21 protein-coding genes are annotated in these 24,145 nt (G+C 72.6%); 16 read left to right on the forward strand and 5 right to left on the reverse strand.

All coding sequences use genetic code 11. The features are described 5' to 3' along the window. Positions 1–7: 7 nt before the first annotated feature. Positions 8–517, forward strand: coding sequence for a glycine cleavage system protein R (locus G5V58_RS23225; protein ID WP_165237672.1), 510 nt, complete (start codon positions 8–10; stop codon positions 515–517). Here the strand turns inward: G5V58_RS23225 and G5V58_RS23230 are convergent. Continuing rightward, complete coding sequence (locus G5V58_RS23230) at positions 498–2,729, reverse strand: MMPL family transporter (RefSeq protein ID WP_165237674.1); 2,232 nt, start codon at positions 2,727–2,729, stop codon at positions 498–500. The two genes, G5V58_RS23225 and G5V58_RS23230, sit on opposite strands and share 20 nt — an antisense overlap. Before the next feature lie 115 nt (positions 2,730–2,844). Here G5V58_RS23230 and G5V58_RS23235 point away from each other — a divergent pair, with 115 nt between their 5' ends. The 13 genes from G5V58_RS23235 to G5V58_RS23295 all read left to right on the forward strand — a co-directional run bounded on the left by G5V58_RS23235 (position 2,845) and on the right by G5V58_RS23295 (position 20,271). After that, entirely contained in the window at positions 2,845–3,420 is a 576-nt protein-coding gene (locus G5V58_RS23235; protein WP_165237676.1) for a TetR/AcrR family transcriptional regulator, read from the forward strand. 36 nt (positions 3,421–3,456) lie between these two features. Further along, positions 3,457–4,242: an IclR family transcriptional regulator gene (locus G5V58_RS23240; RefSeq protein WP_230486894.1), complete on the forward strand. Its 786-nt coding sequence runs from the start codon at positions 3,457–3,459 to the stop codon at positions 4,240–4,242. 149 nt (positions 4,243–4,391) lie between these two features. Further along, complete coding sequence (locus tag G5V58_RS23245; protein WP_165237678.1) at positions 4,392–5,861, forward strand: aldehyde dehydrogenase family protein; 1,470 nt, start codon at positions 4,392–4,394, stop codon at positions 5,859–5,861. 13 nt (positions 5,862–5,874) lie between these two features. Further along, positions 5,875–7,581 carry a choline dehydrogenase gene (gene betA / locus G5V58_RS23250; RefSeq protein ID WP_165237686.1) on the forward strand — a complete coding sequence of 569 codons (1,707 nt, stop codon included), beginning with the start codon at positions 5,875–5,877 and terminating at the stop codon, positions 7,579–7,581. Continuing rightward, on the forward strand, positions 7,578–8,654 hold the full coding sequence (locus G5V58_RS23255; protein ID WP_165237688.1) for a quaternary amine ABC transporter ATP-binding protein: 1,077 nt from the start codon (positions 7,578–7,580) through the stop codon (positions 8,652–8,654). Before betA ends, G5V58_RS23255 begins: the two co-directional genes overlap by 4 nt. After that, a complete protein-coding gene (locus G5V58_RS23260; RefSeq protein ID WP_230486895.1) occupies positions 8,651–10,702 on the forward strand; it encodes an ABC transporter permease in 2,052 nt (683 codons plus the stop codon). The genes G5V58_RS23255 and G5V58_RS23260 overlap by 4 nt, the downstream gene beginning before the upstream one ends. Before the next feature lie 85 nt (positions 10,703–10,787). Continuing rightward, positions 10,788–11,768: an ABC transporter substrate-binding protein gene (locus tag G5V58_RS23265; protein ID WP_230486896.1), complete on the forward strand. Its 981-nt coding sequence runs from the start codon at positions 10,788–10,790 to the stop codon at positions 11,766–11,768. A gap of 67 nt (positions 11,769–11,835) precedes the next feature. Next, on the forward strand, positions 11,836–13,446 hold the full coding sequence (locus G5V58_RS23270) for a BCCT family transporter (protein WP_165237690.1): 1,611 nt from the start codon (positions 11,836–11,838) through the stop codon (positions 13,444–13,446). An 80-nt stretch (positions 13,447–13,526) separates the two neighbouring features. Beyond that, the gene (locus tag G5V58_RS23275; protein WP_165237692.1) at positions 13,527–14,597 is read left to right on the forward strand and encodes an alkene reductase; all 1,071 of its coding nucleotides are present in this window, start codon (positions 13,527–13,529) and stop codon (positions 14,595–14,597) included. 114 nt (positions 14,598–14,711) lie between these two features. Then, entirely contained in the window at positions 14,712–17,216 is a 2,505-nt protein-coding gene (locus tag G5V58_RS23280; protein ID WP_165237694.1) for a GcvT family protein, read from the forward strand. A gap of 1 nt (position 17,217) precedes the next feature. Then, the gene (locus G5V58_RS23285; protein WP_165237696.1) at positions 17,218–17,994 is read left to right on the forward strand and encodes an electron transfer flavoprotein subunit beta/FixA family protein; all 777 of its coding nucleotides are present in this window, start codon (positions 17,218–17,220) and stop codon (positions 17,992–17,994) included. Then, complete coding sequence (locus G5V58_RS23290) at positions 17,991–18,971, forward strand: electron transfer flavoprotein subunit alpha/FixB family protein (protein WP_165237698.1); 981 nt, start codon at positions 17,991–17,993, stop codon at positions 18,969–18,971. Before G5V58_RS23285 ends, G5V58_RS23290 begins: the two co-directional genes overlap by 4 nt. Positions 18,972–19,026: 55 nt before the next feature. Then, positions 19,027–20,271: a M15 family metallopeptidase gene (locus G5V58_RS23295; RefSeq protein ID WP_230486897.1), complete on the forward strand. Its 1,245-nt coding sequence runs from the start codon at positions 19,027–19,029 to the stop codon at positions 20,269–20,271. Here the strand turns inward: G5V58_RS23295 and G5V58_RS23300 are convergent. Both G5V58_RS23300 and G5V58_RS23305 read right to left on the reverse strand, forming a co-directional pair. After that, a complete protein-coding gene (locus G5V58_RS23300) occupies positions 20,252–20,704 on the reverse strand; it encodes an AAA family ATPase (RefSeq protein ID WP_165237700.1) in 453 nt (150 codons plus the stop codon). The two genes, G5V58_RS23295 and G5V58_RS23300, sit on opposite strands and share 20 nt — an antisense overlap. 9 nt (positions 20,705–20,713) lie before the next feature. Then, positions 20,714–21,562, reverse strand: coding sequence for an alpha/beta hydrolase (locus tag G5V58_RS23305; protein WP_165237702.1), 849 nt, complete (start codon positions 21,560–21,562; stop codon positions 20,714–20,716). 64 nt (positions 21,563–21,626) lie between these two features. On the opposite strand from G5V58_RS23305, the gene G5V58_RS23310 reads away from it, so the two are divergent. Together G5V58_RS23310 and G5V58_RS23315 are read left to right on the forward strand one after the other, a co-directional pair. Beyond that, positions 21,627–22,589: an NADPH:quinone oxidoreductase family protein gene (locus G5V58_RS23310; protein ID WP_165237704.1), complete on the forward strand. Its 963-nt coding sequence runs from the start codon at positions 21,627–21,629 to the stop codon at positions 22,587–22,589. Further along, complete coding sequence (locus G5V58_RS23315) at positions 22,586–23,257, forward strand: 2-phosphosulfolactate phosphatase (RefSeq protein WP_230486898.1); 672 nt, start codon at positions 22,586–22,588, stop codon at positions 23,255–23,257. Before G5V58_RS23310 ends, G5V58_RS23315 begins: the two co-directional genes overlap by 4 nt. Here G5V58_RS23315 and G5V58_RS23320 read toward each other — a convergent pair. Both G5V58_RS23320 and G5V58_RS23325 read right to left on the reverse strand, forming a co-directional pair. Beyond that, positions 23,232–23,666: a GyrI-like domain-containing protein gene (locus tag G5V58_RS23320; RefSeq protein WP_165237706.1), complete on the reverse strand. Its 435-nt coding sequence runs from the start codon at positions 23,664–23,666 to the stop codon at positions 23,232–23,234. The two genes, G5V58_RS23315 and G5V58_RS23320, sit on opposite strands and share 26 nt — an antisense overlap. After that, positions 23,663–24,106, reverse strand: a complete 444-nt coding sequence (locus G5V58_RS23325) for a MarR family winged helix-turn-helix transcriptional regulator (protein WP_165237708.1) — start codon at positions 24,104–24,106, stop codon at positions 23,663–23,665. Before G5V58_RS23325 ends, G5V58_RS23320 begins: the two co-directional genes overlap by 4 nt. Positions 24,107–24,145: the final 39 nt, after the last annotated feature.

Genomic DNA, 24,145 nt, shown 5'->3' on the forward strand with positions numbered 1-24,145 from the left:
TCCAGCCGTGGCCACCTTCGTCCTCACCGTCCTGGGCGACGACCGGCCCGGGCTGGTCTCCGCGCTCTCGGCGACGATCACCGCCCACGGCGCGAGCTGGGAGCGCAGTCAGCTCGCGCAGCTCGCCGGCAAGTTCGCCGGCATCGTCGTGGTGCGCGTGCCCGACGACCGCCACGACGCGCTGGTCGCCGAGCTCGCCGCGCTCGAGGGGCTGCAGGTCGCCACCGAGCGCAGCGAGCGGGTCGTCACCGGCGAGACGAGCTTCTTCCTCCTCGAGCTGCTCGGCGACGACCGGCCGGGCATCGTCGCCGAGATCTCGTCGGCGCTCGCGGAGGCCGGCGTGAGCATCGAGGAGCTCACGACCGACGTCCGCGAGGCGCCGCACGCGGGCGGCATGCTGTTCGAGGCGCGCGCGCTGCTCGACGTGCCGGCCGGCGCCACCCAGGACGACGTCCAGGCCGTCCTCGAGGGCCTCGCCGACGAGCTGATGGTCGAGCTCAGGCTCTCGGAGCAGTAGTCGCCAGCTCCGGCGCGGGCGCCGGGTCCAGCCGTGCGCCGAGCCGCTCGCCCTCGATGTCGAGGTCGGGCACGAGCCGGTCCAGCCACCTCGGGAGCCACCAGATCCGCTCGCCGACGATGGCCATCACCGCGGGCACGATCGTCATCCGGACCAGCAGCGCGTCGGCGAGCACGCCGACCGCGAGCGCGAAGCCGATGGTCTTGAGGATGACGTCGTCGGTGAGCGCGAAGCCGGCGAAGACGCCGATCATGATGACCGCCGCCGCCACGACCACGCGGGCGCTGTGCGCGAAGCCGTCGACGACCGCGCGGCGGGCCGGGGTGCCGTGGACGTACGCCTCGCGCATCCGGGTCACCAGGAAGACCTCGTAGTCCATGGCCAGCCCGAACAGGATGCCGGTCAGCAGGATCGGCAGCAGGAACAGCACGGGCGCCGTGGTGTCGAGGCCCAGCAGCGAGCCGAGCCAGCCCCACTGGAAGACCGCCACGGTCGCGCCCAGCGAGACCCCGACCGAGAGCAGGAAGCCGAGCGCCGCCTTGAGCGGCACCCACAGCGAGCGGAAGACGACCACCAGCAGGATGAAGGCGAGCCCCACCACGACCGCGAGGTAGAGCGGGAAGACCGAGCTCAGCTCGTTGGAGATGTCGACGCCGACCGCGGTCTGGCCGGTGACCAGGGCCCGCGCACCGGTGTCGTCGGGCAGGTCGGCGACGGCGGTGCGCAGGTCCGCGACCAGCTGCTTGGTCGCCTCGTCGGAGGGCCCGGAGCCTGGTACGACGGTGATGGTGGCGTACCCGACCGCGGCCAGCTGCTCCGGCGTCACGGCGCTCGGCACCACCGTCGCGATGTCGGAGCCGCTGCGTGCGGCCAGCGCGGAGATGTCGGCCGTGGCGGTGGCCAGGGCCGCGCCCGGGTCGGCCGCGCGGGCCGTGTCGACGACCACGAGGAGCGGGCCGTTGGCGCCGGCGCCGAAGTGGTCCGCGATGAGGTCGTAGGCCACGCGGGCGTCGCTGCCGACCGGCTTGCTGGCGTCGTCGGGCAGGGCCAGCTGCATGGACGCGACCGGCAGCGCGGCGACCGCCGCGAGACCCACCCCGGCGACGAGCGCCTTCCAGCGGTGCCGGCTGACCAGCTCGGCCCAGCGGCGGCCGTTGGTGCGCTGGGTCTCGTCCTCCGGGTCGCGGTCCGCCGCGGCGGTCAGCCGACCGGAGGTCACCCGGCGCCCGGCGAAGCCGAGCAGCGCGGGCAGCAGGGTGAGCGCGATGAGCACGGCGAGCGCGACGGTGAACGCGCCGCCGAGGCCCATCTGGGTCAGGAAGCCGACGCCGCACACCGACAGCCCGGCCAGCGCGATGATCACCGTCAGCCCGGCGAACACGACGGCCGAGCCCGCCGTACCGACCGCGCGGCCGGCGGCCTCCTCCAGAGGCCGGCCGAGCCGGACCTCGTGGCGGTAGCGCGACATGATGAAGAGTGCGTAGTCGATGCCGACGGCCAGGCCGAGCATGGTGCCGAGCGCGGGCGTGGTGGAGCCGAGCTCGACGAAGCCGCTGAGGGTGCTGATGGACAGCGCGCCCACGCCCACGCCGACCAGCGCCGTGAGCAGCGGCATGCCGGCCGCGACGAGGGAGCCGAAGGTCAGCGCCAGCACCACCAGCGCGACGCCGATGCCGACGAGCTCGGCCAGCGGCGGCTCGAAGTCGCCCGCGAGCGCGTCGCCGCCGATGGCGACGCGCAGCCCGGCCGCCTCGGCCGCGTCCTTCGCGTCCTCGAGCGCGGTCTTGTCCGCGGCCGGCAGGTCGACCGCGGTCACGGTGTAGCCCACGGTGGCGTAGCCGACCCGTCCGTCCTGCGACAGCGTCCCGCCCGTGAACGGGTCGGTCACGCTCTGCGCCGCGCCGCCCTGGAGGGAGGCGAGCGCGTCGGTCACCGCGCCGCGGTACGCCGGGTCGCCGAGCGACGCGCCCTCCGGCGCCTCGAAGACCACCCGGGCCGTCGCGCCGTCCGGCGAGGCGTCCGGCGTGCGCTGCTCGATGAGCTCGAACGCCTGCGTCGACTCGATCCCGTCCAGCTCGAAGTCGTCGCTGGTCTGCCCCGCCAGCGTCGCCGAGCCGACCGCCAGGGCGGCCAGCAGCAGCACCCACGCCGCCGCCACCACCCTCCGGTGCAGGAACGACCACCGGCCGAGCCGGAACAGGTGCCACGCCATCGCTGTGCCCTCCGTCACACAAACGGACTCGAAGGTCCGGTTAGCTGCACGGTACCCACATCCGGACCCGCGAGTCCACTTGCGGCGGAGTGACGTCTGCCGCACGATGTGCGCCATGGCGGGGAGCGCACCGGCGGACACCGACTGGTCCGAGCGCCGCTCGGACGCGCGCCGCAACCACGAGCGCGTGCTGGCCGCCGCCGTCGAGGTCTTCACCGAGCACGGCCTGGACGCGACCATCCCCCAGATCGCCGAGCGCGCCGGCGTCGGCAAGGCCACCGTCTACCGCAGCTACCCGACCAAGGCCGACCTGGTCCGGGCGATCGCCATGGTCCACATCGGCTGGCTGCGCGAGCTGATCGTCCAGGCGGCCGCCGACGCCGAGACCGACGCGTACGCCGCCCTCCAGGCCCTCCTCGAGGCCGTCACCACCCGCCTGGCCACCGACCGGCTGATGGCCGACGTGCTGAACACCGTCGACGACCTCGAGGAGGACCCCCAGCTCGCCCAGACCGGCGAGCGACTCCTCGACCTGGCCAAGGAGCAGGGCACCCTGCGCGAGGACGCCACGATGACCGACATCACCGTGCTCGTCGCCGGCTTCGCCCACAGCCTCACCGAGCTCGAGGTCACCGACCCTGCCGTCTGGCGCCGCTACGCCATGCTCACGCTGGCGGCACTGCGACGCTGAACGTCGGCGGGCGAGCGCTGTTGTAGCGTGCCCGCCATGCCGGCGACCAGCGACACCGAGGCGGCGCCGGCGTCCGTGCAGAGCGTCGACCGGGCGCTGACGATCCTCGAGCTGCTGGCCCGTGACGGCGAGGCGGGGGTGACCGAGATCGCGGCCGATCTCGGGGTGCACAAGTCGACGGCGTTCCGGCTGCTGGCCACGCTCGAGGCGCACCGGCTGGTGGAGCAGGACGGCGAGCGGGGGCGCTACCGGCTGGGGGTCGGCAACCTGCGGCTGGCGGGGGCGACGACGGCGCGGCTGGACCTGGTGACCGAGGCGCGGCCGGTGTGCCGGCAGCTGGCGGCGGACACGGGCGAGACGGTCAACATCACGGTGCGCAGCGAGACCAGCGCGCTCTACCTCGACCAGGTGGCGGGGGGCAGCGCGGTGCAGAGCCACAACTGGGTGGGCCAGCACATCCCGCTGCACGCGACCAGCAACGGCAAGGTGCTGCTGAGCGAGCTGAGCGACGCCGAGCTCAAGGAGGCGGTGCGCGCGCTGCCGCGGGTCACCGACGCCACGGTGACGAGCCGGGCCAAGCTCAAGGCGGACCTCCAGGAGGTCCGCGAGCTCGGGTACGCCGTCGTGGTGGACGAGCTCGAGGTCGGGCTGACGGCGGCGGCGGCGCCGATCCGCAGCGCGCACGGCGACGTGATCGCCTCGATCAGCGTCAGCGGGCCGACGTACCGCCTCGACGACGCCAAGGTCGAGCGGGTCGTGCCGCAGCTGGTCGCGGCGGCGGAGGAGATCTCGCACCGGCTGGGCTGGGGCGAGCGGACATGACCCGCTGGGGCCATGGACACATGACACGGGTTGGTCAAGACGGCGGGCCACCCCTTGACGTGGGCCGGAACACGGGGCATGTTCCGCACAAGACCCGTTGCGGGATCCGCAATTGGTTGCGTCGTCCGCAACACTGAGAGGGACACCGGGTGCCTGACCTCTACGTCGACGGAGCGTGGGTCAGCGCGCTCGCAGGCGGCCGCCGGACCATCGCGTGCCCGGCGGACGCGACGGTCGTGGCCGAGGTCGACGAGGCCGGCCCGGAGGACACCGAGCGCGCCATCGGGGCGGCGCACCGCGCGTTCCACGACGGACCGTGGCCGCAGACCAGCGCGCGCGAGCGCGGCGACCTGCTGCTGCGCGTGGCCGACCTGCTCCAGCGCGACACCGAGGCGGTGGCCGCGGCCGAGTCCGGCGACACCGGCAAGCGCCTGGTCGAGAGCCGGTACGACGTGGCCGACGTGGTCAGCGTCTTCCGCCACTACGGCCGGATCGCGGCCGAGGACTCCGGCCGGGTGGTCGACACCGGCAACCCCGACGTGCTCAGCCGGATCGTGCACGAGCCGATCGGCGTCTGCGGGCTCATCGCGCCGTGGAACTACCCGCTGCTGCAGGCCAGCTGGAAGGTCGCCCCGTGCCTGGCCGCCGGCAACACCTTCGTGCTCAAGCCGAGCGAGCTGACGCCCAGCACGAGCATCCACCTGATGCGGATCCTCGAGGAGGCCGGCCTGCCCGCGGGCGTCGGCAACCTCGTCCTCGGCGCCGGCCCGCAGGCGGCCGCGCTGCTGAGCAGCGACCCGCGCGTGGATCTGGTCAGCTTCACCGGCGGCCTGGTCACCGGCCGGGTGGTGATGGCCGAGGCCGCGAAGACGGTCAAGAAGGTCGCCCTCGAGCTCGGCGGCAAGAACCCCAACATCGTCTTCGCCGACGCCGACCTCGAGGTGGCGCTGGACTACGCGCTCACCGCGGTCTTCCTGCACTCCGGCCAGGTCTGTTCGGCCGGCGCCCGCCTGCTGGTCGAGGAGAGCGTGCACGACCGGTTCGTCGACGCGCTGGTCGACCGCGCCAAGGCCATCCGCCTCGGCGGACCTCATGACGACAAGGCCGAGACCGGCCCGCTCATCAGCGCCCAGCACCGCGACAAGGTGGCGGCGTACGTCGCCCGCGGGCTCGAGGAGGGCGCCACGCTGCGCTGCGGTGGCCAGGCGCCCGACGAAGAGGCCCTGCAGAGCGGCTACTACTTCCTGCCCACCATCCTCGACGGCGTCCGCAGCGAGATGAGCGTGGCCCAGGACGAGTCCTTCGGCCCGGTGCTCACCGTCGAGACGTTCAGCGGCGAGGACGAGGCGGTCGCGATCGCCAACGACAGCATCTACGGCCTGGCCGGCGCGGTGTGGACCCAGGACGCCGGCAAGGCCCAGCGCGTCGCGGGCCGGCTGCGCATGGGCACGGTCTGGATCAACGACTACCACCCCTACGTGCCGCAGGCCGAGTGGGGCGGCTACAAGCAGTCCGGCGTGGGCCGCGAGCTCGGCCGGGCCGGGCTGGAGGAGTACCGCGAGACCAAGCACGTCTGGCACAACATCCGGCCGGCCGAGCAGCGCTGGTTCCAGGGATAGGGGACGCACCGACATGGCGAGGGACCGGTACGACGTCGTGATCGTCGGGGGCGGCTCCGCCGGCTGCGCCCTGGCCAACCGCCTCTCGGCCGACCCGGGCACCAGCGTGCTGGTCCTCGAGGCCGGGCACTCCGACTGGCGCATCGACCCGTTCATCCACATGCCGGCCGCGCTGCCGTTCCCGATCGGCAGCCGGCTCTACGACTGGCGCTACGAGACCGACCCCGAGCCGCACATGAACGGCCGCAAGGTCTTCCACGCCCGCGGCAAGGTGCTCGGCGGCTCCTCGAGCATCAACGGGATGATCTTCCAGCGCGGCAACCCGATGGACTACGAGCGCTGGGCGGCCGAGCCGGGGATGAAGGAGTGGGACTACGCCCACTGCCTGCCCTACTTCAAGCGCATGGAGACCTGCCTGGCCGGCGCCGACGACTGGCGAGGCGGCGACGGCCCGCTGGTCCTCGAGCGCGGCCCGGCACAGAACCCGCTCTTCCACGCCTTCTTCGACGCCGTCCAGGAGGCGGGCTACCACCTCACCGACGACGTCAACGGCTACCGCCAGGAGGGGTTCGCGCGCTTCGACCGCAACCTGCACCGAGGCCGGAGGCTCTCGGCCGCCCGCGCGTACCTCCACCCGGTCCGGCACCGCAAGAACCTCGACGTCGAGACCCTGGCCATGGCCACGAAGGTCCGCTTCCAGGGCAAGCGCGCGGTCGGCGTCGACTACGTCCGCGGCGGCCGGCTCAAGCGCAGCGTGCAGGCCGGCGAGGTCATCCTCAGCGGCGGCGCGATCAACAGCCCGCAGCTGCTCCAGCTCTCCGGCGTCGGCGACGAGACCCTGCTGCGCAACCTCGGCATCGACGTCGTCCACCACTCGCCCGGCGTGGGCGAGAACCTCCAGGACCACCTCGAGGTCTACGTCCAGTACGCGTCCAAGCAGCCCGTCTCGATCTCCGAGGGCCTGAAGTGGAGCAAGCGGCCCGGCATCGCGTGGAACTGGCTGGTCCACCGCAAGGGCCTCGGCGCCACCAACCACTTCGAGGGCGGCGGGTTCGCGCGCTCCAACGACGACGTGCGCTGGCCCAACCTGATGTTCCACTTCCTCCCGGTCGCCATCCGCTACGACGGCACCGCGCCGACCGAGGGCCACGGCTACCAGGTGCACATCGGCCCGATGTACGCCGACACCCGCGGCTGGGTGCGCATCAAGAGCACCGACCCGAAGGTGCACCCGTCGATGCAGTTCAACTACCTGTCCACCGAGACCGACCGGCGCGAGTGGGTCGAGGCGATCCGCGTGGCCCGTGACATCCTCAACCAGCCCGCCTTCGCGCCGTACAACGACGGCGAGCTCTCGCCCGGCCTGCAGGTCGACACCGACGAGCAGATCCTTGACTGGGTCCGCGCCGACGCCGAGACCGCACTGCACCCGTCCTGCACCGCCGCGATGGGCGTGGAGGAGATGTCGGTGGTCGACCCGGCCACGATGCGCGTGCACGGCGTGGAGGGGCTGCGCGTCGTCGACGCCTCGGTCTTCCCGTTCGTGACCAACGGCAACATCTACGCCCCGACGATGATGGTCGCCGAGAAGGCCGCCGACCTGATCGCCGGCAACACGCCGCTGCCGCCCGCCGACGTGCCGTGGTACCGCCACGGCGACGGCAGCCCCCTCTACCCTCCCGGAGACCCGCGCAACGAGCAGACCGAGGAGTCCTCATGACCGCGACCGAGACCGAGGCGAGCAGCACCACGACGACCGGAGGGGACGCGGCGCTGTCGGTGCGCCACCTCTGGAAGATCTTCGGCAAGGGCGCCGAGTCGATCATCGGCACGCCCGACGCGGACCTCTCGCGCGCGGAGCTCAAGGAGAAGACCGGCTGCGTGGTCGGCGTCAAGGACGTCGGCTTCGACGTCGCCCCCGGCGAGGTCTTCGTCGTGATGGGGCTCTCGGGCTCCGGCAAGTCCACGCTGATCCGCACCCTCACCCGGCTCATCGAGCCGACGGCCGGCGAGGTCGTCATCGACGGCCACGACATCGTCAAGGCCAGCGAGAGCGAGCTGCGCGACCTGCGCCGCAAGCACACCTCAATGGTCTTCCAGCACTTCGGGCTGCTCCCGCACCGCCAGGTCCTCGACAACGTCGCCTACGGCCTCGAGGTGCGCGGCGTCGGCAAGAAGGAGCGCCGGGCGCGCGCCGGGGAGATCGTCGACCTGGTGGGCCTCACCGGCTACGAGCGCTCTTACCCGGACCAGCTCTCCGGCGGCATGCAGCAGCGCGTGGGGCTGGCCCGGGCGCTGGCCAACGACCCGTCGCTGCTGCTCTTCGACGAGCCGTTCTCCGCGCTCGACCCGCTCATCCGCCGCGACATGCAGAACGAGGTCATCCGGCTGCACCACGAGCTCGGCAAGACCATGGTCTTCATCACCCACGACCTGCAGGAGGCGCTCAAGCTCGGCGACCGCATCCTGATCCTGCGCGACGGCGAGATCGTCCAGGTCGGTACGCCGCCCGAGGTGGTCGGGGCGCCGGCCGACGACTACGTCCGCGACTTCGTCTCCGACGTGCCCCGCTCGCACGTGCTGACCCTGAAGTGGGTGATGCGCGACCCGCGGCCCGACGACGACCTCACCGGCTCCACGATGCCCTCGGACACCATCGTGCGGAAGGCGGCCCAGGCGGTGCTGGCCTCCGACAAGCCGGTGCGCGTCGTCGAGGACGGCCAGGTCGTGGGCGTCGTCGACGACGAGGAGATCCTGCGCGTGGTCGTCGCCGAAGAGGAAGCGAAGGCGTGACCGCCACCGCGGCCCCGCCCCGCGTCGAGCCCGGCGCGCAGCCGCCGGTCGCGCCCCGCGAGGCCACCCCCCGCGCGGTCTGGGCCGCGCTGGTCGTGGTGGCCTGGGTCGTGGTGTGGGCGGTGACCAAGGGCACCGACACGCTGGCCCGGCCGATCCGTGAGCGCACCGACCTGATGGACCGGCTGTCCGGCTTCCGCGACGACGTCATCGCCAGCCGCGACACCAACCCGATCATCAAGTTCACCTACGCGCTCGGCGACAAGTTCGTCAGCGCGGTCGACTGGCTCCAGCGGATGGTCTCCGAGCCGAACTTCCCGCGCCCGGTCCCCGAGCTCGGCTGGCTGGGCGTCACCGCGGTCGCGGTGTGGATCGCGCTGGCCGTGGCCGGGTGGCGGATCGCCGTCCTGGTGGCGGCGTCCTTCGTCTCCTTCGGCCTGCTCGGCTTCTGGTCCGACGCCATGGACCTGCTCATCGTCACCTTCGTCTCGGTCGCCATCGTCGTGGTCATCGGCATGCCGCTGGCCGTCTGGATCGCGACGAGCAGGCGCGCCGACCGGGTGGTCACGGTCTTCCTCGACCTCGCGCAGACGATGCCGACCTTCGTCTACCTGCTGCCGATCGTGCTGTTCTTCGGCATCGGCGCCTCGGGCGCGGTGGTCTGCACCCTCATCTACGCCCTGCCGCCGCTGATCCGCATCGCCGGGCACGGCATCCGCTCGGTCTCGCCGACCACCATCGAGGCCACCGACTCCGCGGGCCAGACGTTCCTCCAGCGCCTGTTCAAGGTGCAGCTGCCGATGGCCCGCTCGACCATCGTGGTCGGGCTCAACCAGAGCATCATGGCCGCGCTCTCGATGGCCACGCTCGCCTCCTACGTCGACGGCCCGGGGCTCGGCAAGCCCGTGCTCAACGCGCTGACCCGGGTCGACATCGGCGGCGCGTTCGTGCCCGGCATGCTCATCGTGGTGATGGCGATCATGCTCGACCGCACCGTCACCGCGGCCAGCCAGCGGCGCGACGTGGCCGCCCACGGCGAGGGCTGGAGCACCCGGACCCGCCGCATCGTCCTCGCCGTGACCGGCGTCGCGGTCCTGGTCTGCATCTACGAGTCCCGCCAGGCCCTGTGGGCCGCCCAGTTCCCGGAGAACCAGTCGGGCCGCTGGGTGGCCGACCGCGTCAACAGCCTCACCGGGTGGGTCGTGGACACCATCGGCGGGTTCACCGAGGGCGTGAAGAACCTCGTCTCCAGTGTGCTCATCGACCCGCTGCAGAGCCTGCTGGCCGAGTCGCCCTGGTGGCTCGCGGCCGTGGCGATCCTGGCCCTGGCGTGGGTCTTCGGCCGCAGCCGGGCCATCGTGCCGACCGTCGTCTGCCTGGTCGGCATCCGCCTGCTCGACTTCTGGCACGACGCGATGGTCACGCTCACCATGACGCTGGTCGGCACCGCGCTGGTCATGGTCCTCGCGGTCGTCTTCGGCGTCTGGATGGCGCGCAGTCGCCGCGTCGACCTGCTCATCCGCCCGCTGCTGGACGCCGGGCAGACCATCCCGCCGTTCGTCTACCTCATCCCGGTCCTCGCGCTGTTCGGGCCGACCCGCTTCACCGCCATCGTGGCCGGCATCGTCTACGCCGCACCCGCTGCGATCAAGCTGCTGGCCGACGGGGTCAAGAACGTGTCGCCGACCACCGTCGAGGCCTCGCGCTCCACCGGTGCCACGACGTGGCAGGAGATCACCAAGGTCCAGCTGCCGATGGCCCGCGGCGCGATCGTGCTCGCGGCCAACCAGGGGCTGCTCTACGTCCTGGCCATGGTCGTCATCGGCGGCCTGGTCGGCGCCGGCGCGCTCGGGTACGACGTCGTGCTCGGCTTCTCCCGCTCCGAGGAGTGGGGCCGCGGCGCCGCGGCCGGCGTGACCATCGTGCTGCTCGGCGTGATGATCGACCGGATCACGCGGGCCGCCGCCGACTACCAGCCACAGACGGCCGCCACCCGGCCCGGCCGGCTGGCCGCCCGCAACCGCGCCGGCGCCGCCACCGTCGGCTGACACCGACGCCCTCCCCGCACTCCCGCCCCAGCACGGATCCGCACCACGCGCAGCAGCGCAAACCAACCGGAGGTCAGGAATGAGAATGAACCGCAAACGGGGCGCCGGCCTCCTCGGCGCGGCCGCCGTGGCGGCCATGGTGCTCGCCGGGTGTGGCGACAGCTCCATCGACAAGGAGACCAAGGCCAACGAGGACCAGCAGGCCTCCTCGGGCGACTGCGGCGAGGTCAACATGGCCGTCAACCCGTGGGTCGGCTACGAGGCCGACGCCTACGTCTACGGCGCGGTGGCCGAGCAGGAGTTCGGCTGCAAGATGAACTACAAGGAGCTCAAGGAGGACGTCTCCTGGCAGGGCTTCGGCACCGGAGAGGTCGACACGGTCATCGAGGACTGGGGCCACCCGGACCTGGAGAAGAAGTTCTTCGCCGACCAGGGCGACGGCAGTGCCTCCAACGTCGGCTCGCTCGGCGCCGAGGGGATCATCGGCTGGTACGTCCCGCCGTGGCTCGCCAAGGAGCACCCGGACATCCTCGACTACAACAACCTGAACAAGTACGCCAAGGACTTCGCCACTTCCGAGACCGGCAGCAAGGGCCAGTTCCTCGGGGCGGACCCGTCCTACGTGCAGTTCGACGAGGCGATCATCAGCAACCTCGGGCTGGACTTCCAGGTGGTCTTCTCCGGCTCCGAGGCCGCCAGCATCACGGCGTTCCAGAAGGCCGAGAAGGACCACACCTTCCTCATCGGCTACTTCTACGAGCCGCAGTGGCTCTTCGCCGACATCGACCTGCAGCGCGTCGCCCTGCCGCCGTACACCGACGGCTGCCAGGACGACCCGGCCAAGGTCGCCTGCGACTACCCGACCACCGACCTGCAGAAGGTCGCGGCCACGAAGTGGCTCGACGAGGGCGGCCCGGCGCAGGACCTGTTCAAGAAGTTCAGCTGGACCAACGACGACCAGAACGTCGTGGCGAAGTACATCTCCGAGGACAAGATGTCGCCGGAGGACGCCGCCGCCAAGTGGGTCGCCGACAACCAGGACAAGGTGGACGCCTGGCTCAGCTGAGGCACCCGGCCGGGCCCGACGAGCACCGCTCGACGGGCCCGGCCACCCATCTCGGAGGGAACAGCACATGACCGACACGCAGGACCGGCCCGTCGCGGCCGGACAGCACCCCGAGCGGCACCTCCCGGTCGACTGGACCGTCTTCGGGGTCGCCGCCGCCCTGGCCCTGGCGGTCGTCGCCGCCGGCGCCGTCTGGCCCGAGGACTTCGCCGCGAAGTCCACCTCCGCACTGAACTGGGTGACCGGCCACTTCGGCTGGCTGTTCGTCCTGACCAGCGCCGGGTTCGTGGTCTTCTCGGCCTACCTGGCGCTCACCCGCTACGGCAACATCAAGCTCGGCCCGGACGACTCCGAGCCGGAGTTCTCGACGTTCTCCTGGGTCTCGATGATGTTCGCGACCGGCATGGGCATCGGGCTGATGTTCTGGGGCGTCGCGGAGCCGCTGACGCACTTCAACACCCCGCCCCTCGGCGAGGGCGAGGGCGGCACGCCCGAGGCCGCGGAGAGCGCGATGCAGTACGCCTTCTTCCACTGGGGCTTCCACCCGTGGGCGATGTACGCCGTGATCGGGCTCGCGATCGGCTACTTCGCCTACCGCCGCGGGACCGGCAACCTGATCTCGGCGACCTTCCGCCCGCTCCTGGGCGACCGGCACGGACCGGCCAAGGCCATCGACGTGATCGCGATCTTCGCGACCCTGTTCGGCTCGGCCACCTCGCTGGGCCTCGGGGCGCTGCAGATCACCGGCGGCATCGACGACGTCTTCGACCGCGGCGGAGGCAGCAAGACGCTGGCCGTGGCGGTGATCGCCGTGCTGACGGCCTGCTTCGTCCTCTCGGCCGTCTCCGGCGTGGACCGGGGCATCAAGTTCTTGTCCAACGCCAACGCGGTGGCCGCGGCGCTGCTGGTCTTCTTCCTGTTCGTGGTCGGTCCGACGGTGTTCATCATGGGGACCTTCACCACCACGGTCGGCGACTACCTCACCCACCTGCCGGCGATGTCGTTCAACACCGGCGTCTACGACTCCGAGGCCAGCTCCTGGCTCGGCAGCTGGACGATCTTCTACTGGGCCTGGTGGATCAGCTGGACGCCGTTCGTCGGGATGTTCATCGCGCGCATCTCCAAGGGCCGCACCATCCGGCAGTTCGTCGTCTACGTCATCGTGGTGCCGAGCCTGGTGTCCTTCGTGTGGTTCGCGATCCTGGGCGGCTCGGCCATCGACCTGCAGCTCAACCAGGGCTGGGACCCGCCCACGACCTCGAGCGGCGGCATCGCGCTGGAGTCGTCGTTCTTCGACCTGCTGCGCGAGTTCCCGTGGGGTGGGCTGACCGTGGCCCTGGCGGTGTTCCTGGTGGCGATCTTCTTCGTCACCGGCGCGGACGCGGCCTCGATCGTCATGGGCCAGCTGAGCCAGAACGGCACCGAGGAGCCGCACCGCTGGCTCATCGTGTTCTGGGGTGTGGCCACCGGCGCGGTGGCCGCGGTGCTGCTGTGGGCCGGTGGTCTCGCGGCCCTGCAGACCCTGGTCATCCTGGTCGCGGCGCCGTTCATGCTCGTGCTGATCGGCATGTGCGTCTCGCTGCTCAAGGCGCTGCGCGAGGAGACCTTCGAGTCGACGCTGCCCTCGCGGGTGCGGCGCGCGGTCGAGCACGCCCAGCGCTACCCCGACGGCCCGTAGGTCGATCCGGGCAGTGCTGGTGAGACTCCTCACCAGTGCTGCCCGGAACACGCCTGGGGCCCTGGAGCGCTGTACCGGTCATGGCTGATCTCTTCGACTCCCTGACCGTCGGCGCGTGGACGTTGCCGAACCGGCTCGTGATGGCACCGCTGACCCGCAACCGTGCCGAGGGCACCGTGCCCGGCGACCTCGCCGTGGAGTACTACTCCCAGCGCGCCTCGGCCGGCCTCATCATCACCGAGGGCAGCCAGCCCACCGCCGAGGGCCAGGGCTACCTGGACACCCCGGGCTTCCACACCGAGGAGCAGCTGGCCGGGTGGCGCCGGGTCGCCGACGGCGTGCACGCGAACGGCGGCCGGATCGTCGCGCAGCTGATGCACGTCGGTCGCATCTCGCACCCCGACAACACCGGCGGCGAGGAGATCATCGCCCCGAGCCCGGTGGCGGCCCCGGACGAGATGTTCACCGCGGACGGCATGAAGCCCTACCCCACCCCGCGCGCGATCACCGTCGAGGAGATCCCCTCGGTCGTCGAGGGCTACGTGCAGGCCGCCCGCAACGCGGTGGAGGCCGGCCTCGACGGCGTCGAGGTGCACGGCGCGAACGGCTACCTCATCCACCAGTTCCTGGCGCCGGGCTCCAACCACCGCACCGACGAGTACGGCGGCTCGCCGGAGAACCGGGTCCGGTTCGCACTCGAGGTCACCCGGGCGGTGGCCGACGCGATCGGCGCCGACCGGGTCGGCATCCGCATCTCGCCCGCGCACAACATCCAGGGCGCCACCGAGGAGGACCCGGCCGACGTCGCCGCGACGTACCGGCTGCTGGTCGAGGGCCTCGCGCCCCTCGGGCTGGCCTACCTGAGCGTCCTCGCCGACCCGAAGCAGGAGCTGGTCCAGGACCTGCGCCGCTCCTTCGGCGGCGTGGTCATCGCCAACGACGGCTTCGGCGAGATCACCACCCGCGAGTCCGCGCAGGAGATCCTCGACAAGGACCTCGCCGACGCGGTCGCCGTGGGCCGGCTCTTCCTGGCCAACCCCGACCTGCCCGCTCGGTGGCAGAGCGGCGCCGAGCTCAACGAGCCGGACCCCGACACGTTCTACGGTGGGGGCGCCCAGGGCTACACCGACTACCCGTTCCTCGACGACTGATCCGAGGCCGCGCCGGAGGTTGACCACTGCCGCGGGGCGGGTCCACACTTCTCGTGTTCCACATCGCGCACGCGATTGCGTCATGCGCAACACGTGCATCATCGAGGAGTACACGTGGCAGAGGTCCCCACCCAGGCCAAGTGCGTCGTCATCGGCGCGGGCATCGTCGGCAACAGCCTGGTCCACCACCTGGCCGAGCTCGGCTGGACCGACATCGTCCAGATCGACAAGGGCCCGCTGCCCAACCCGGGTGGCTCGACCGGCCACGCCTCGAACTTCATCTTCCTGACCGACCACTCGCGTGAGATCACCGACCTCACGCTGGACTCGGTGGCGCAGTACCGCGAGATGGGCGTGCTCATCGAGCCCGGCGGCTTCGAGGTCGCCCGCACCGAGGAGCGGATGGAGGAGCTGCGCCGCCGCATGTCCTCGGCCAAGGCCTGGGGCATCGAGGCCGAGCTGGTCTCCCCGGAGTTCGTGCAGGAGAAGGTCCCGTTCCTCGACAAGGACCAGATCATCGGCGCCTTCTGGCAGCCCGGCGTCGGCGTCGTCGACTCCCTGCGCGCCGGCACGATCATGCGCGAGCGGGCCCTGGAGAAGGGCGTGCTCACCGTCGTCCCGAACGTCGAGGTGACCGACCTCGAGGTCACCGACGGCACGATCACCGCGGTCGTGACCGACGGCGGCACGATCCAGGCCGAGACCGTGGTCATCGCGTGCGGCGTCTGGAGCCCCAAGATCGCCGACATGGCCGGCGTGAGCCTCCCGCTCACCCCCGCCGTGCACCAGATGATCTCGGTCGGCCCGTGCCCGCAGCTGGCCGAGACCGAGGGTGAGATCACCTTCCCGATCGTGCGCGACATGGACACCTTCTGCTACGAGCGCCAGCACGGCGCCGACATGGAGGTCGGCTCCTACGCCCACCGGGCGATCCTGATGGAGCCCGAGGACATCCCCTCGATCGAGCAGTCCAAGCTCAGCCCGACCGAGCTGCCCTTCACCTCCGACGACTTCGACACCCAGCTCGAGCAGGCCTACGAGCTGATGCCCGAGCTGCTCGGCGCCGAGGGCGCGGAGATGCGCTACGCCATCAACGGCCTGCTCTCCCTGACCGCCGACGGGCTGCCGATCCTGGGTGAGTCCGACGTGAAGGGCCTCTGGACCGCGGCGGCGGTGTGGATCAAGGAGGGCCCGGGCGTCGGCCGTGCCGTCGCGGAGTGGATGACCCACGGCTTCAGCGAGATCGACATCAGCCACAGCGACATCGCCCGCTTCCACGAGCACCAGAAGCCGCGCGAGCACACCAAGCTGCGCACCACCGAGTCGTTCATCAAGACCTACGGCATCGTGCACCCGGCCGAGCAGTACGAGTCCGACCGCAACCAGCGCCTCTCGCCCATGCACGAGAGCCAGCAGAAGCTCGGCGCGTTCTTCTTCGAGACCGCCGGCTGGGAGCGCCCGCACTGGTACGAGTCCAACGCCGACCTCGTCGAGCAGTACGGCGACGCGACTATGCCGCGCGAGCACGAGTGGGACTCGCGCTGGTGGAGCCCGATCATCAACGCCGAGCACCTGCGCATGCGCGAGGCCGCCGGCGTCGTCGACCTCACGGCGTTCCAGATCTTCGACATCGAGGGTCCGGGCGCGCTCGACAGCGTCCAGCGCACCTGCGTCGCCCAGTGCGACGTGGCGGTGGGCAAGGTCATCTACACCCCGGTGCTCGACGCCAACGGCGGCTTCCGCTCCGACCTCACCGTGATGCGGCTCGGTGACGACCACTTCCGCGTGGTCACCGGCGGCGCGCACGGCCCGGCCGACCGCAAGTGGTTCCGCGACCACCTCACCGGCGAGGCCACGCTCACCGACGTCACCGACTCGGTCTCGACCATCGGCCTGTGGGGCCCGCAGGCCCGCGAGGTGCTCGCCTCGCTGACCAGCGACGACGTCTCCGACGCCGGGTTCGCGATGCTCACCTGTCGCGAGATCACGGTGAACGGCGCCCAGGTCCTGGCGTCGCGCATCTCCTACGTCGGCGAGCTCGGCTGGGAGCTGTACGTCGACTTCGCCGACGCCGCCGCCCTCTGGGACGCGCTGCTCGAGACCGGCGACTCGCACGGCACCCGCCCGGTCGGCATCGGCGTCTACGGCACCACCGGCCGCATCGAGAAGGGCTACCGCGCCTACGGCTACGAGCTGGACGGCGAGCGCACCATCGTCGAGGCCGGCATGCAGCGACCCAAGGTCAAGGCGGCCGACTTCACCGGCAAGGCGAAGTACCTCGCCCAGCGCGACGAGGCCCCGAAGGCCGTCCTCTGCACGCTGACCGTCGAGGACCACACCTCCGCGTCGGGGACGAAGCGCTACATGCTCGGCGGCGAGCCGATCCTGACCCGCGACGGCGGCACCCTGACCGACGGCCACGGCCACCACCCGTACGTCACCACCGCCGGCTCCGCGCCGTCGCTGGGCAAGCACGTGCTGCTGGCCTACCTCCCGCCGGAGGCGGCCACGGTCGGCAACGAGCTGGCCGTGTCGTACATGGAGGAGCTCTACCCCGTCGTCGTGGGCTCGGTCGACGCCACCGCGCTGTTCGACCCCAGCAACGAGCGGATGCGCTGACGTGGCGGCCAACGTCCTGGTCTGCATCAAGCGGGTCCCGGACTCCTCCAGCGAGGTCGTGCTGACCGACGACGGCCAGGCCGTCGACGGCCGGTTCGCCGGCTTCACGACCAGCCCGCACGAGGAGTGCGCCGTCGAGCTCGCGGTGCAGGTCACCGCGGCCGGCGGCGGCCAGGCCTCCGTGCTGACCCTCGGCGACGCCGAGGCCGTCGAGCAGCTGCGCAACGCGCTGGCCGTCGGCGCGACCGCGGCCACGCTGGTCCAGGCGGAGCCGTCGACGTTCGGCCCGGCCGACGTGGCCCGCGAGATCGCCGCGGTGGTCCGGGCCCACGAGGCCGAGGGCACCAGCCACGACCTGATCCTGCTGGGCAACGACGCCGCGGACAGCGGCGACTTCCAGGTCGGCATCCGGCTCTCCTACGAGCTGGGCCGTCCGGTCGTGAACGGCGCCCGCACCCTCTCGGTCGAGGACGACCACGTCGTCGCCCGCGGCGAGGGCCCCGAGGGCACCGAGACCTACCGGGTGCCGCTGCCGGCCATCGTCACGGTGCGCGAGGGCGGCGTGGAGCCGCGCTACCCGAGCGTGCCGGGCCGGATGAAGGCCAAGAAGGTCGCCGTGGAGGAGCGGACCCCGTCCGCGGAGCCGAGCGGCGCCAAGCGGGTCCGGATGACGCTGCCGCCGCCGGTGCCGTCGAACGTGCAGATCCTCGGCGAGGGCGCGGCCGCCGCGCCCGCGGTCGTGGACATCCTGGAGGAGCTGGGGGTGCTGGCCCGATGATCTTGACGGTCGTGGAGAAGGAGCTCGACGGCTCGGCCGCCGAGACCTCCCTGGAGGGCCTCACCTTCGCCCGCAAGCTGTCCGCCGAGGGCGGCGGCGTGCCGGTCGACGCGGTGGTCTTCGGCGAGGTCGGCGACGACCTGCGCAAGGACCTGGCGGCGTACGGCGTGCGCACGGTGTACCAGGTCGGCGGCGAGGCCGTCGCGGCGTACTCCGGCGCGGGCTGGGCCTCGGCCATCCTCACCGTGCGGCAGGCCGCGAAGTCGGTCGTCGTGATGGCGCCCGGGTCGGACCGCGGCATGGAGCTGATGGCCCACGTCGCGGCCCGCGCGGGCGTGGCCATGGCCGCCAACGTGCTGTCCTTCGACGGGCTGTCGCCGTTCCAGGTCACCCGCCAGGTGGTCGGCGGTGCCGCGCTCGAGGAGATGGTCCTCGACCAGCGGCCCGCGGTCTTCACCGTGGCGGGCCACGCCGTCGAGGCGGCGCCGGCCGAGAGCCCGGGCGCGGCCGACGTCGTCGAGCACACGCCTGAGGTCGCAGCCGAGGACCTGGTCGCGCGCGTGCAGTCGGTGGAGAAGCTCGAGGCCGAGGAGGGCAGCGGGCTCAAGTCGGCCCGCGTCGTCGTCGGCGCCGGTCGCGGCGCCGGCGGCCCGGACGGCTTCGGCGACCTCGAGGAGCTCACCTCCCTGCTCGGCGCGGCGCTCGGCGTCTCCCGCGTGGTCACCGCCGCCGGCTGGCGCCCGCACCACGAGCAGGTCGGCCAGACGGGCACCCGGATCAGCCCCGACCTCTACATCCCGTGCGGCATCAGCGGCGCCATCCAGCACTGGGCCGGCTGCTCGTCGGCCAAGACGATCCTCGCGATCAACACCGACGCGGAGTCGCCGATGGTGACGCGGGCGACGTACGCCGTGATCGGGGACCTGCACGAGGTCGTGCCGGCCATCAACGAGGAGATCAAGCGCCGGCGCGGCTGAACGGGTACCCCGACTCCTGACTGCCGCCTACCCTGGTGGCACGAGGGGAGGGCTTGTGGCGAAGCGCGCGCTGCTGACGACCGTGGCGGTCGCGGCTCTCGTGCTGCCCGCGGCCTGCTCCTCGGACCCCGGCTCCTCCGCCGGGCCGACCGCCTCGACGACCGGGGCCGCCGCCCCGGGCAGCAGTGCGGACCCCGCCGTCGCCGAGGACCACGCCGTCCCGGCCCCCGGGCCACGCGGTCCGGGTCTGCTCGCGCCGGCCGACATCCTCGTCGTGCTGCCCGACAGCGCGGACGCCGACCTGCTCGAGCAGGTCGAGGGCGTCCGCGGCGTCACCAGCGTGACCACCCTGGCCCTGTCCGAGGCCGTGATCGAGAACCAGGCCGTCCGCATCGCCGCCCTGGACCCGGCCGACTACCGCAGCTTCGTGCCGGGCTCGGACAGCCCGGACTACCAGAACGCCTGGGCCCGCGTCGCCGGCGGCGAGCTCGCCCTCAAGCCGCGGCTCAAGGACAAGTTCCCGCCCGACGCCCAGGGCTACCTGCGCCTGGGCGGCGCCGACGACGCGCCCGCGGTGCACATCGGGGCCTACGTCGACCAGCAGCCCCTCGTCGACGCGGTGGTCAACCAGACCTGGGTCAAGACGCTCGGGATGAAGCCCGACAACGCCATGCTCATCCGCACCGGCGGCGCCGCGCCCCAGGCGGTCATCGAGCGGCTCACCCCGCTGCTCGGCGCCGACGCCGCGATCACGCCGGTGGACAAGGCCTCGCGCATCGGCCTCGACCCCGGCGCCCAGCAGGTCGCCGTGGTCACCGGCACGGTCGCCGACGCGGTCGGCGTCTTCAGGTACACCGTGCTCGCCGGCGGCCGGATCGCCCCCGACCAGGGCTGGGTGGCCGACCACATCACCACCGAGACCGTCCCGATCCTGGGCCAGGTCACCTGCAACCGGCTGATCTTCCCGCAGCTCAAGGCCGCCCTCCAGGAGGTCATCGACCGCGGGCTGGCGGACAAGATCCACCCGGGTGAGTACGCCGGCTGCTACTACCCGCGCTTCATCGCCGGGACCAACACCCTGTCCAACCACGCGTTCGGCCTGGCCCTGGACATGAACGTGCCCGGCAACCAGCGCGGCACCGTCGGCGAGATGGACCGCGGCGTGGTCGACACATTCAAGAAGTGGGGCTTCGCCTGGGGCGGCGACTGGAACTTCACCGACCCCATGCACTTCGAGATGGCCGAGCTGGTCACCCCCGGTGGCGGCGGCTCGCCCGACGTCAACGCGCGCGAGGACTGAGCAGCGCCTCCACCGCGTCGGCCAGGTCCGCGACCCGCGCGCGCCCGTCCAGCTCGCGGCTCGCGCCCCGGCGCAGGAGCGGCTCCACGCTCTCGACGTACGCCGCGATCTCGGCCTGCTCCTCGCCGCGCTTCCCGTAGGGGTTGGTCGTCCGGGACCGGACCCGCTCCAGCAGCACCTCCAGGGGCGCGCTGAGCAGGACCACGTGGTCGAACCGGTCGTAGAACGCGCCCTGGTTGTCCACGGTCCCGCTCACCACCAGGTCGCCCGGCTCGGCCAGCAGCGCGGCCATCCGCGGCTCGTCCCAGCGCCCGTCGCTGCGCACCCAGCCGCCGTGGTCGGTGTCCAGCGTGCGGTGCCCGCGCCGGGCCAGCTCGTCGAGCAGCGTGGTCTTCCCGGCCCCGGACATCCCGGTCACCAGCACCCGCGTCACGCCGCCAACCTAGGGTGCGTGGAGGCGCCGCGCGATCTCGACGGCGGCCAGGGCCATGGTGGTCCGGGCCCGGTCGAGGTCGGCGGTCAGGAAGTAGTGGTCGGCGCCCGGCGTCTCGTCGTGCACGACGTCGGTGCCGGCGGCCCGCAGCCGCTCGACGTAGCGCAGGCCGTCGGCGCGCAACGCGTCCCGCTCAGCGGTGAGCACCACCGCGGGCGGCAGCCGGGAGAGGTCCGGGGCCAGGACCGGGGAGGCGTACGCCGCCGCCCGGGTCGTAGGGTCGGGGAAGTAGACGCGGCGGACCAGCCCGCGCAGGGACGGCGAGACCATCCCCGGGACGTCCGGGTCGACCGGCGAGGCCAGGTCGAGGGCGGGGACGCCGAGCACCTGCAGCACCGGCTCGAAGCTGCCCCGGTCGCGGGCCTGCAGGCACGCGGCCGCGGCCAGGCCACCGCCGGAGGAGAAGCCCCCGACGGCCACGGGCGCGCCGTGGCCGGCCACCCACGCGGCCGCGTCGTGCACCTCGTGCTGGGCGACCGGGTAGGTGACGTACGGCGCCGCCCGGAAGTCGACGTTGACCACGCTCACCCCGGCCCGCGCCGCGACGTAGCGGCACCAGAAGTCGTCCATCCCCGGGTGGCGCATCAGCCAGGCCCCGCCGTGGCTGTGGACGTACGTCGGGCTGCCGAGCTCGCCGTACACGCGGACCGGGACGGTGCCGTAGCGGGTGGTGGCCCGGACCCGGCGCGGGCGCGGCAGGTCGCGGCCGGCGAAGCGCAGGTCCGCGCCGTACCTCACGGTGAAGCGGGCCGAGGCGTGCATGAGCGCCGCGGCAGCCAGGTCCGAGGCGCGCCTCATGCCGGTGCTTCGGCGCCGGGGGACCGGTCGGATGGCTGGGGCGCGGGCCAGTAGCCTCCGGGACATGCGTGCGGTCCAGGTCGTCGAGCTCACCGGTCCCGAGCACCTGCAGGTGCGCGACGTCGCGGAGCCGCAGCCCGGCCCGGACGACGTGCTGGTCGAGGTGCACGCCGTCGGGACGTCGTTCCCGGACCTGCTGCTGAGCCGCGGCGAGTACCAGATGAAGCCCGAGCCGCCGTTCACGCTCGGCGTGGACTTCGCCGGGGTCGTCGTCTCCGGGCCGGGGTTCGAGCCCGGGCAGCGGGTGTGTGGCGTCGGCGGCTGGGGCAACGCCGCCGAGCTGACCGCGTGCCACCGCGACTCGGTCTTCGCCCTGCCGGACGTGCTGTCCTTCGACGAGGGCGCGGCGCTGCCGATGAACTACCTCACCGCCCAGTTCGCGCTGGCCGACCGCGGGAGCCTGCGCGCGGGCGAGACCGTGCTCGTCCACGGCGCGGCCGGCGGGGTCGGCACGGCGACCATCCAGGTGGCCAAGGGGTACGGCGCGCGCAGCATCGCCGTGGTCAGCAGCGAGGCCAAGGGCGAGGTCGCGCGCGCGGCCGGCGCCGACGAGGTCGTCCTGCTCGAGGGCTTCAAGGACGCCGTCGCCGGCCTGACCGACGGCCGCGGTGTGGACGTGGTGGTCGACGTGGTCGGGGGCGACGTCTTCACCGACTCGCTGCGTTCGCTGGCGCCGCAGGGCCGGCTGCTCGTCGTCGGCTTCGCGGCCGGTCAGGGCATCCCCGAGGTCAAGGTCAACCGCCTGCTGCTGAACAACATCGACGTGCGCGGCGTGGGCTGGGGCGCCTACGCGATGGTCCGCCCCGGCTTCATGCACCAGCAGTGGGCCGAGCTGGTCCCGATGATCGAGTCCGGCGTCGTCAAGCCGCCCGTCGGCACGACGTACGCCATGGAGGAGTTCGGCCAGGCCCTGATCGACATGGACCAGCGCAAGACCCTCGGCAAGTCGGTCGTGCACCTGCGGTGACCTTCCTGGAGGCGCACCGCCAGCGCGGCCACCGGGTCCGCTTCGACTGGGGGCCGACCGGGGCCGCCGCGGTCGCTGCCGACGTGGCCGTGGTCGTCGACGTGCTGTCCTTCACCACCACGGTGACCATCGCCGCCGAGCGGGGGATCGCGGTCCGGCCGTCCCCGTGGCGCCCGGCCGAGGACGCCGGTCACCGGGGCCGCGGGCTGGCGCCGAGCGCCATGGCCGAGCGCGCGCACGTCGAGGAGCTGGTCGTCCCCTCGCCCAACGGCTCGGCCCTCGCCTTCGGGCTGGCCGAGACCGGCGCCCGCGTCGTGGCCGGGTGCCTGCGCAACCGCACCGCCGTCGCCGCCTGGCTCGACGCGTCGGCCACCGTGGCCGTCGTCGCTGCGGGTGAGCGCTGGCCGGACGGCTCGCTGCGGCCGTGCGCCGAGGACCTCTGGGGCGCCGGCGCCGTGCTGGCCCTGCTGCCCGAGGCCGACCTGTCGCCCGAGGCCCGGGTGGCCGCCGCGGCGTTCCGCGCCGCGCCGCTCCCGTCGGGGCTGCACGAGGTCGCCGGCGCGCTGGAGCTGCACGCGATCGGCTACGGCGCCGACGTCACGCTCGCGGCCGAGCTGGACGCCGCGTCCGTGGTGCCCGAGCTCAGGGGCGGGGTGTTCCGGACCTGACCGGCAGCCACAGCTCGACCTGGTCTCGCCGGCGGTAGAACTCCACCAGCGGGCGACTGGGGTCGACGTCGCCCGCCGCCGCCAGCTCGTCGAAGCCCGGGCCGATGTGCGCGTAGACCTCGGGCGGCCCGCCGCTGAGGCGGCCGCGCCGGAACCGTCCGCCGGGCAGGGCGCCGACCCCGAGGCCGAGCGCGGCGGGGTCGTCGTCGGGTCGCACCGGGGTGCAGGTGGTGTACGTCGCGGCGGCCTCGTCCGCGACGGCGTACATCCGGCGTCCGCGCAGCCCGACCAGCTCCTCGAACCACGGCCAGAGCCGCTGGATCTCGCCCAGCTCGTCGGCGCACGTGGCCTGCATGACCCGGACCGGCTCGCGGTCCACGACGTCGACCGGCCGGGCGAAGAGCGTCACGACACCGGGTCCAGCTGGTCGAGGTGGTCGGCCAGCCGGTGCAAGGAGGACTGGAGCCGGATCAGCTGGGTCTCGGTGAGCCCGAGCTGCTCACCCAGGTGGCACTGGGCGTCGTGCAGGACCGGGCGCAGGGCCTCGCCGGCCTCGGTGAGCGAGACCGTGACCGCCCGCCGGTCGGCCGCGTCGCGCTCGAGGGCGACCAGGCCACGGTCGGCCATCCGCCGCAGCAGCGGCGTGAGCGTGCCGTGGTCGAGGCGGGTGGCGCGGCCGATCTCGCCGATCGACGTGGGCCCGAGCCGCGTGAGCGCGACCAGGACGAGGTACTGGGGGTAGGTCAGGCCGTGCGGCTCCAGGACCGGCCGGTAGAGGCCGGTGACCGTGCGCGACAGCGAGTACAGGTCGAAGCACAGCAGGTCGTCGAGCACGCGCTCGTCGGTCATCGGTCCTCCTGTGGCTCGGGTCTCACCACGTCGCTCTTG

Origin of the sequence: Nocardioides anomalus (assembly GCF_011046535.1) — a bacterium.
Lineage (GTDB): Bacteria > Actinomycetota > Actinomycetes > Propionibacteriales > Nocardioidaceae > Nocardioides > Nocardioides anomalus.